The organism is Okeania sp. SIO2C9 (genome assembly GCF_010672455.1).
Taxonomy (GTDB): domain Bacteria; phylum Cyanobacteriota; class Cyanobacteriia; order Cyanobacteriales; family Microcoleaceae; genus Okeania.
In genome coordinates, this window is the sequence record NZ_JAAHGO010000083.1 from 17568 (window position 1) to 28922 (window position 11355).

At 41.2% G+C, this 11355-nt stretch carries 1 protein-coding gene; it reads left to right on the forward strand.

Annotated elements, in window-relative coordinates; all coding sequences use genetic code 11:
* Positions 1 to 244 precede the first annotated feature (244 nt).
* Positions 245 to 11355 (forward strand): type I polyketide synthase (locus F6K23_RS34025; RefSeq protein ID WP_293164603.1); only part of this gene is annotated, 11111 nt, incomplete at its 3' end.

An 11355-nucleotide genomic window follows, 5' to 3' on the forward strand; every position in this document is an offset into this window, starting at 1 on the left:
AACGTAGCTGTAAGGCTTGCAGGTTAAGCCTTTGCTCGATAGAGCCATTTTTTGCAAGTTAGCCCCGGGGCTAACATTGAAAAAAACAAGGGCAATAGGCTGCAACCCTTACCCTGTAGTCGTTATGGCATCTAAAAAATGTCCGGAGTATTGTTATACTTTAGACACTCAAACTAAACGATCTAACACAAACTACTTCTATTTACTCATTCAAAAACTACAACTCTATCGTAATCAAAACAAAATGAATCGGAAAGAAACACAAAAAAAACAACAATTAAATTCTCCTTTAAATTTAGAAAGAGCGCTTAAAGCTCTCAACAAGGCATACTCCAAACTAGAAAAATACGAAAATCAAAGCAAGGAACCAATCGCCATAATTGGAATGGGTTGCCGTATTCCAGGAGGTGCATCTACCCCTGAAGCCTTCTGGGAACTTTTACAAAATGGAGTAGATGCGATTACGGAAGTGCCACTAGAACGATGGGCTATTGATAAATATTACGACTCCGACCCTAGCGCTCCCGGTAAAATGTCTACTCGTTATGGAGGCTTCATGGAGCGAATACAAGAGTTCGATCCCAATTTCTTTGGTATTTCTCCTAAAGAAGCAATTCATCTAGATCCTCAACAACGATTACTCCTAGAAGTGAGTTGGGAAGCTTTAGAGCGTTCGGGAATAAATCCTCAGCAACTTACAGGAACTTCTACTGGTGTATTTCTTGGCGTTAGTGGTAGTGCCTATACTCAAAATATATTAAGTCAAGGTATTGAACAAATTGATGCTTATCTAGCTTCAGGAAATAGCAACAGTACAGCATCAGGGAGGATTTCTTACCTTCTGGGTCTAAAAGGTCCTAATTTAGCATTAGACACAGCTTGTTCCTCTTCTCTAGTCAGTGTTCATTTAGCCACTACCAGTTTAAGAAATAGAGAGTCTGATTTAGCTCTAGCGGGAGGAGTAAATACCTTAATATCTCCCGTGCATAGCATCAGTCTTTCTAAAGCGGGAATGTTATCTCCTGATGGTCGATGCAAGACTTTTGATGCTACCGCAGATGGATTTGTTCGTAGTGAAGGATGTGCTTTGATCGTACTCAAACGTTTATCAGATGCGGTAGCTGATGGAGATAATATTCTGGCAGTGATTCGTGGAACAGCCATAAACCAAGATGGTGATACCAGTGGATTAACTGTACCTAGTGGGCCATCTCAGCAAGCAGTAATTGGTCAAGCGTTGGAAAATGGAGGAGTAGACCTAGCTAGTCTAAGTTATATAGAAACTCATGGTACAGGAACTTCTTTGGGAGACCCTATTGAAGTAGGAGCAATAGGAAAAGTGTTTGAAAAAACTCACTCTCAAGAGCAACCTGTAATAATTGGTTCAGTTAAGACTAATGTTGGTCATTTGGAGACGGCAGCAGGAATTACAGGTTTAATGAAGGTAGTTTTGCAATTGCAAAATCAGAAAATCGCCCCATCACTGCATTTGAATCAGCCAAATCCTTATATTGATTGGGATCAATTACCAGTAAAAGTGGCGACTAAGCTTACCTCTTGGGAAACAAATGGAAAAAGTCGCATAGCAGGGGTTAGTTCTTTTGGTTTTAGTGGCACCAATGCTCATATAGTTTTAGAAGAAGCTCCGAGAGAACTCACAAGTCACAAGTCACAAGTTAAAAATGGAGATAATAAGGAACGTCCTATTCATATATTAACTCTGTCAGCGAAAACAGAAAAAGCTCTGGATGATTTAGTTAGTAGTTATCAAAGTTATTTAGAAGCAGAAAATAATGATAATAATTTAGGAGATATTTGCTACACAGCCAACATCGGGAGAGCCAAATTTGACCAGAGATTAGCTGTAGTTACATCTGAGAAACAAGAGTTAGTAGAGAAGCTCAAACAATACAAACAGGGAGAGGATGTTACTGGCATCTTTTCAGGACAACTAACAAGCCAAACAACGACAAAAATAGCCTTTCTATTTACTGGGCAGGGGTCTCAATATGTAGAGATGGGACGACAATTATATGAAACTCAACCCACATTTCAGAAAATTCTGCACCAATGCAATGAAATTCTGAAAGAATATTTAGAAGTACCTCTATTAGAAATAATCTACCCTAAAGATGCACAAAAGTCAAGTGATTCTTTATTAGATCAAACAGCTTACACCCAACCCGCGATATTCGCCATAGAATACGCCCTCTTCAAATTATGGCAATCTTGGGGAATTAAACCTAATGTGGTGATGGGTCATAGTGTAGGAGAATATGTGGCCGCTTGCATAGCAGGAGTATTTAGTTTAGAAGATGGTCTAAAATTAATCGCCATGCGAGGAAAGTTGATGCAAAAGTTACCCTCCGGTGGAGAGATGGTGTCGGTAATGGTATCAGAATCTGAGGTAACAGAGGCTATAAAAGAATATAGCTCTAGCGTGACAATAGCAGCAATTAACGGACCAAAAAGTATAGTAATATCAGGTGAAAGTGAAGCCATAACAAATATTTGTAGTTTCTTTGAATCCGTTGGAGTCAAGACCAAAAAACTACAAGTATCTCATGCTTTCCATTCTCCATTGATGGAACCAATGTTAACAGAATTTGAAGGAGTAGCCAAACTGGTTACCTATAATGAACCAAAAATACCACTAATATCAAATGTGAGTGGTGAAAAAGTAGGTACAGAAATAAGCACCGCTGAATATTGGGTGGGTCATGTGCGACAACCAGTAAGATTTGCCCAGAGTATGAAAACTCTGGAAGAGCAAGGATATGAAACATTCCTGGAAATAGGACCGAAACCAATATTATTAGGGATGGGAAGACAATGTGTAACAGAAGATGTGGGAGAATGGTTGCCCTCATTACGTCCAGGAATGGATGAATGGCAACAAATGCTCTACAGCTTAGGACAATTATATGTAAAAGGAGTAAAAATAGATTGGTCAGGGTTTGACTCTGATTATAATCGTCAGAAAGTAGCATTACCCACATATCCATTCCAACGAGAACGTTATTGGGTGGAAACAACAGAAAACAAACAGAAACAACATCAAAACACAGACAATATTCATCAAACTCCCATTTTCCAACTACTCACCCAAGGAAACACAGAAACCCTCACCCAACAACTAGAAACAACAGGCCAACTTTCATCAGAAAAACTGAAACTATTACCAGAAATATTAGAAGTATTAGCCCAACAACATCAAGGACAACTAACAGCAGCAACCATCAAAAACTGGTTCTACGAAATTCAGTGGCGACCCCTAACTCAAATCAACTCAAACACAAACATTCAACCAACTCATTGGTTAATCTTAGCCGACACCACAGGAGTAGCCGAAAAACTCGCCCAAAAATTACAACAACAAGGTCATGAATACAGCTTAGTTGCTCGAGGCGAGAACTATCAAAAATTAACAGCAAATAGTTATCAACTCAACCCTCATACTCCCCAAGAATTTGAACAACTGTATCAAGAAATTCAACAAAATACTCAAACTCCCATTACGAAGTTAATTCATTTGTGGAGTTTAGACGCTCCTCCATCAAAATACTTAACAGTTGAAACATTAGAATCAAGCCAAATCTGGGGATGTGGCAGCGTAGTGCACCTGTTACAAACCCTACTCAAAAACTCTAGCATTCCCGAACTGTGGTTATTAACCCGTGGTTCCCAGTCAGTATTATCCCACAAAGAAAATCACATAACAGGACTAGCAGCCTCACCCTTGTGGGGACTAGGTCGAGTCGTGTCCCTAGAACATCCCCAATTATGGGGAGGACTAATAGATCTAGACCCACAAGCTCCAGCAGCAGACGAGACAGAAATGTTATGGCAATTATTAGCTAACCAACAACAAGAAGATCATCTAGCCTTGCGGGGTGAAAACACCTATGTAGCTCGTCTAGTTAACAAAGATACTCCAGAATTTTCTCAAGGCCTATCCTTATCATCAGATGGTAGTTACTTAATAACTGGAGGGTTAGGAGCTTTAGGATTACATACTGCCCAATGGTTGGTGGAAAAAGGAGCGAAAAATATTGTTTTAACTGGACGTCGCCCTCCAACAGAAAAAGTGACTGAGTCCATAAAACAATTAGAAGAAACAGGATGCCAAGTGAGAGTGTTGTTAGGGGATGTTTCTGTTGAAGCAGATATAGGCAAAATTCTGGAACAAATTCAGACATCAATGCCTACACTCAAAGGCGTAATTCATGCAGCCGGAGTGGTAGATGATGGAACTATACAACAGATGAATTGGGAGCGTTTTGCCAAAGTTATGTCACCAAAGCTAATAGGAACTTGGCACTTACATACATTAACCCAAAATCTGCCATTAGATTTCTTTGTCTGTTTCTCCTCAATAGCTTCGATGTTAGGGTCCCTTGGTCAAGGAAACTATGCTGCTGCTAATGCCTTTATGGATGCATTAGCTAGTTATCGTTGCAGCCAAGGATTATCAGGACTAGCTATTAATTGGGGAGCATGGGCCTCTGAGGGCATGGCTGCTCGTTTAGCAGTGGAGCATCAAAATAGGATAAAGAACAGTGGGATAACTGAAATCGCCCCCAAAGAAGGAATGTCTGCCTTAGATTTACTGTTAACCCAGAAATCTGCTACAGCTCAGGTAGGGGTAGCAGGTATACAGTGGCAGGTACTGGCAGAAAGTGGGAGTGGTATGAAAACCAATTCATTACTACGAGAATTATTACAGCAAGAGGAATGGTTAGAACAAGATACACAGAAACAGAAAGTCAAAGGGGAATTGTTAGCCAAATTAGAGGCAGCATCAAATGAGAAACGTCAAGAAATTTTAATCGAACACATTCGGAGGCAGGTAGCTCAGGTACTGGGTTTCAGTTCGTCTAAATTACCAGAAGTCAATGTAGGCTTTGTAGAAATGGGAATGGACTCTTTGATGACAGTAGAATTAAAAAATCGACTGCAAAATCAACTAGAAACCAACTTACCTGAGACAATAGCCATCGAATATCCAACCATTGCCAAATTATCTTTATATATAGAGGAATTAATGGGATGGAAAACAACAGAAATTGACCCATCCTCTGAAGAAACAGAAACCAAATTGATGATGGAGCGCTCAAGAACTGAAGCCATAGCTATCATCGGTATAGGCTGTAGGTTTCCCGGAAATGCCAACACACCAGAAAGCTTCTGGGAACTGTTATCCAATGGCCAAGACTCCATTACAGAGATTCCACTAGAACGTTGGGATCTAGATTACCACTACGACCCCAACCCTGAGAGCCCAGGGAAAATGTATATCCGTCACGCAGCATTAGTAGAGCAAGTAGATAAGTTCGACCCACAATTTTTTGGAATCTCCGAGCGAGAAGCTCATAGCCTAGATCCACAGCAACGGTTTATTTTAGAAGTAACTTGGGAAGCCTTAGAAAGAGCAGGTATTAACCCCCAACAATTAGAAAACACTCAGACAGGAGTATTCCTGGGTATTGGTCAAAATGATTACGCTAATTTAGGTCTCCGCCAAGCAGCAGGAGATATTAGCCATTACGATGCCACAGGAAATGGATTTTGTTTTGTAGCAGGTAGGTTATCTTACTTTTTAGGAGTGCAAGGCCCATCACTGGCAATAGATACAGCTTGTTCATCATCCCTGGTCGCTATCCATGAAGCTTGTCAGAGTCTGCGTCATGGTGAGTCAAACCTGGCTTTGGCTGGAGGAGTCCAACTAATTCTCTCTCCTGAAGTGACAACCGCACTATCAAAATTAAAGGCTCTAGCACCAGATGGCAAGTGTAAGACTTTTGATGCTGCGGCTGATGGTTATGGCAGGGGAGAGGGATGTGGCATTGTGGTACTGAAGCGTTTGTCGGATGCGGTGAAGGATGGGGACAGGATATCGGCAGTAATTCGTGGTTCGGCTGTTAACCATGATGGACCGAGTAGCGGAATGACAGTACCGAATAAACTGGCTCAGGAAAAACTGATTCAGAAAGCTCTGAAAGCAGCAAAGGTAGAACCGTTACAAGTGAGTTATGTGGAGGCTCATGGTACAGGAACTTCTCTGGGAGACCCGATGGAAGTGAGAGCTTTAGCTAGGGTGTTTGACCAGGGGCGTGAAGGGGAAAATCTCTTGAATATTGGTTCAGTTAAAACTAATATTGGTCATCTGGAAGCGGCAGCGGGAATAGCAGGTATGATTAAGGTGATTTTGCAATTGCAGCATCAGGAAATTGTACCTCATCTGCATTTGGCTAATCTTAACCCTTATATTGATTGGGAAAATATGCCTTTGAAGGTGCCGACTCAACTTACTCCTTGGTTGTCCAAGGGGGAGAAAAGGATGGCAGGAGTTAGTTCTTTTGGTATGAGTGGTACTAATGCTCATATAGTTTTGGAAGAAGCATCAGTTCAAGTCAAAACTCAGAATGTTGTTGAACGTCCAGTTCATCTATTAACTCTGTCAGCAAAAACAGAAAAGGCTTTAGAAGATTTAGTCAGTAATTATCAAAATTATCTAGAAACTAATCCCGAATTAGAACTAGCAAATGTATGTTACACGGCTAACACTGGACGCGCTCAGTTTAATCATCGACTAGGGGTGATTGCATCTGACCCCATAGAATTAATAGAGAAACTGCTGGGATGGAAAACTAAGGAAGAATTAGTAGGAGTATTTTCAGGACAACTAAATAGTGAAAGTCCCAAAATAGCATTTCTATTCACAGGTCAAGGTTCCCAGTATGTAAATATGGGAAGACAACTGTATGAACAAGCACCAACTTTCCGTCAAGCTTTAGAGCAATGTGACCAAATTCTCCAACCCTATCTAGAAACATCTATATTAGAAATCATCTACCCCGAAGATGCACAAAAGTCAAGTCTAGTTGACCAAACAGCTTACACCCAACCAGCCATATTTGCCCTGGAATACGCCCTCTTTAAATTATGGGATTCATGGGGGATCAAACCCAATGTGGTGATGGGTCACAGTGTAGGAGAATATGTAGCAGCTTGTATTGCCGGAGTATTTAGTCTAGAAGACGGTCTCAAACTAATAGCCATGCGAGGAAAATTGATGCAAAAGTTGCCCTCCGGTGGTGAAATGGTATCTGTAATGGCATCAGAATCTCTGGTAACAGAGGCTATAAAAGAATATAATTCCCAAGTAACAATAGCAGCAGTTAACGGACCAGAAAGTATCGTAATTTCTGGTGAGAGTGGAGCTATAGCAACTATTTGTGATATATTCAAAAACATGGGAATTAAGACCAAACAATTACAGGTGTCCCATGCTTTCCATTCCCCATTGATGGAACCAATGCTAAAAGAATTTGAAGCAGTGGCCAAAGAAATTACCTATAATCAACCAAAAATACCACTAATATCAAATGTTACAGGTACTGAAGTAGGTGCAGAAATAACCACTGCTGAATATTGGGTAGCTCATGTGCGTCAACCAGTAAGATTTGCTACTAGTATGAAAACTCTAGAGTCGGAAGGATATGAAACTTTCCTAGAAATCGGACCTAAGCCAATATTGCTAGGAATGGGAAGACAATGTGTAACAGAAGATGTAGGAGAATGGCTGCCATCATTACGTCTAGGGGTGGATGAATGGGAACAAATGCTATCAAGCTTAGGAAAGTTATATGTAAAAGGAGCCAAAATAGACTGGTCAGGGTTTGACTCTGATTATACTCGCCAGAAAGTAGTATTACCCACATATCCATTCCAGGGAGAACGATATTGGATAGAAACCAACAATAACTTATGGTCTAAACAACTATTGTCAATAGGGGAAAACCTCCATCCCCTATTAGGTCAAAAGCTAAATTGTGCAGGGGAACAACAAATATTTGCATCACAAATAGGAGAAAACTCACCCAACTATCTGAGAGACCACCGAGTATTTAATCAAGCACTATTTCCCACAACAGGCTACCTAGAAATAGCAATAGCAGCAGGAAATCACCAATTAAAAACATCCCAGATAGTAATAGAAGACCTAACCATAGCTAGAGGATGGATACTACCAACAGGAGAATTGACAAATGCCCAAACCATACTCACCCCAACAGATAACCACAACTACAAGTTTCAAATATTTTCTCAACTTGAACAACAGGAGTGGAGACTCCACACCACAGGAAAAATCAGAAAAGAGTTAGCCCCCCCTACTCAGACAAAAATTGACCTAGAAAAATACAAAAATGAATGTAATCAAACAATAGAAGTCAAACAACATTATCAAAAATGTCAACAAGTAGGGATAGACTACGGGAATACCTTCCAAGGCATTCAAGAATTGTGGTCAGGTTCAAACCAAGCATTAGGTTATATCAAACTCCCCGAAGAATTGATAATAGAAACAAACGACTATAATTTCCATCCAGCACTATTAGATGCAGCCTTGCAAGTAATGTCTCATGCACTGCCAGTAACAGAGAATGACAAAACTTATCTGCCAGTAGGAATAGAACAATTCAAAGTATATAAGAATCCAGGGCTGAGTCTATGGGTCTACGCATCAGTAACCAGTCGAGAAGAGGAAACTCCAGAAAGTTTGACTACTATCGTCACCATAGTAACTCCTTCAGGAGAAATAATAGCCACACTTAAAGGTTTACAAGTCAAACTAGCAACAAAACAGACCCTACTGGGAACAGAAACCGAATCAATAAAAAATTGGTTGTATGAAGTAGAGTGGAGAAGCCAAGGTATATTAGGTAAACTACTACCACCAGATTTCCTCATACCTCCTATAGAAATCAACCAAAAATTAACTCCAACTCTGACAGAATTAGTAACTCAAGTAGATAATGAAAAAAGTGCGTCTGTTCAAACAAGCTTAGAAGAATTAAGCAGAGATTATATAGTACAAGCGTTACAGTCAATGAGTTGGTCATACAAACCAACGGAAAGCTTTGCATTTGATGTAGCAGCCAAAAAATTAGGTATAGTTCCTACCCATCGACCACTGTTTAAGCGTTTGCTGCAAATATTGACAGATTCAGGAATACTCAAGTCAAAGAATCTGCAGTGGGAAGTAGCACAAACCTTACCTGAAGTCAAGCCCACTGAAAAAATTAGCAGTTTACAGAATCAATATCCAGAAGAAACAGCAGCATTGACACTACTGGAGCGTTGTGGGTCTAAACTAAGTGGGGTATTACGAGGAGCAATAGACCCAGTAGAGTTAGTGTTCCCCCAAGGAGATTTGACAGCAGCGACTCAACTTTATGAAGACTCAACAGTAGCGAAAGTGATGAACACAATAGTAGAAAAATCCATCACCAAAGCTATAGAAAAATTACCCAAAAGCCGGGGGCTCAGGTTGTTGGAAATAGGAGGGGGAACAGGAGGGACTACAAGCTATATCCTACCTCATCTAAATCAAGGGCAAACCGAATATACATTCACGGATATAGGGGCATTATTTACAACAAAAGCTCAAGAGAAATTCCGGGATTATAAATTCATAAAGTATCAAACCTTAGACATAGAAATAGACCCGAAAACTCAAGGATTTGAGGCACATCAATATGACGTAATTATTGCAGCTAACGTACTTCATGCAACTACCAGTATGAAGCAGACATTATCCAATGTGCGAGAACTCTTAGCAGATGGGGGAATGTTAGTGTTATATGAAGCAACAGCTAAAACCATATGGGTAGATTTAATATTCGGACTGTTAGAAGGATGGTGGAAATTCAGTGATTATGAATTACGACCAGATTATCCTTTGTTGAGTAGAGAGAAATGGCATCATGTTTTGAGAGAAACAGGTTTTACTGAAGTAGTTACAATGCCAGAAGTGGAGGGAATGGCAGAAACATTTTCAGAACAAACGGTAATTGTAGCTCAAGGCTCTCAAAGGAAGTTAGAACAAAGTAATGATAGTTCTAAGAGTTGGTTGATACTGGCAGACTCTCAGGGAGTAGGGCAACAGTTAGCTACTTTACTCCGCTCAGTAGGAGAGGTTTGTACTTTAGTATTTGCAGGGGAAAAGTATCAACAGATAGCTCCGGGAGAATTTAGCATTAATCCTAATCAAGCTGAAGATTTTGAGGAGGTAATAGAGACAGTATCAGGAAAGTCACCATCATTGTATGGAGTGGTACAATGTTGGACGACTGAAGCCGAAGTGGGTCAAGGGATTAATTCTGAGGAGTTAGGAAGTTTGTCGAAGTTAGGGTGTGGCACAACTCTATCTTTAGTACAAGCATTGGTGAAAGGCGGGTTATCAACTGTCCCTCGATTATGGTTGGTGACAAATGGTGCTCAGGCGGTGCCCGATAATCATCCGGTGATACCAGGAGTAGCTCAATCTTCGGTGTGGGGAATGGGTAAAGTGATTAGCTGGGAACATCCAGAATTAAACTGTACTCGTATAGATTTGGACCCAGAGGAGACTTTAGAGCGTCAGGCTGATGCCCTATTTCAAGAAATTTGGTCGGAGGATAGGGAAAACCAGGTAGCATGGCGTGGGGATAGTCGTTATGTGGCTCGGTTGGTGGGTACTCATCATCGGGAAGCAGTGGCACAACTTGCTGATGGTAAGACTCAAAAGCCTTTAAGTTTCCGTTCTGGAGCCAGCTATTTGATTACAGGAGGTATGGGAGGTTTGGGTTTACTGGTAGCTAATTGGATGGTGTCAAAGGGGGCTAAACATTTGGTCTTGTTAGGACGCCGTTCACCGGATGATGCTACTAGGAAAAAAATAACAGAGTTGGAAATGGCAGGAGCGTCCGTGGTAGTGGAAAAAGCTGATGTATCTGATGGGGAATCGATGAGAGGTGTGTGGCAGAGAATAGAGGAGTCAAATAGACCCTTAGGAGGAGTGATTCATTCGGCGGGGATGTTATCAGATGGAGTGCTGCAAAACCAGAGTTGGTCTAGTTTTGAACAGGTGATGGCACCAAAAGTGCAGGGTGCTTGGCATTTGCATCAATTGAGTCTCAATCAATCATTGGACTTTTTTGTGCTGTTTTCTTCGGCAGCATCTCTGTTGGGTTCACCTGGTCAGGGAAATCATTCTGCAGCCAATGGGTTTCTTGATGGTTTGGCTCATTATCGTCGAACTATGGGGTTACCGGGATTGAGTATTCATTGGGGAGCAGTTTCTCAAGTGGGAGAGGCGGCTGAACGGGGTGCAGATGTGAGGGCAAACCAGCAGGGGATGGGTGCAATATCTCCGGCTCAGGTATTGGAGTCTTTGGAACTATTGATGAGTGGTTCGGATGTGGAAGTAGGGGTGGTGCCTATTGAGTGGTCAAGGTGGCAGGAGAGAGTGGCGCAGTGGCCGTTTTTGGCGGATTGGCAGGAAACTATATTGAAGGTGGCAGAACCATC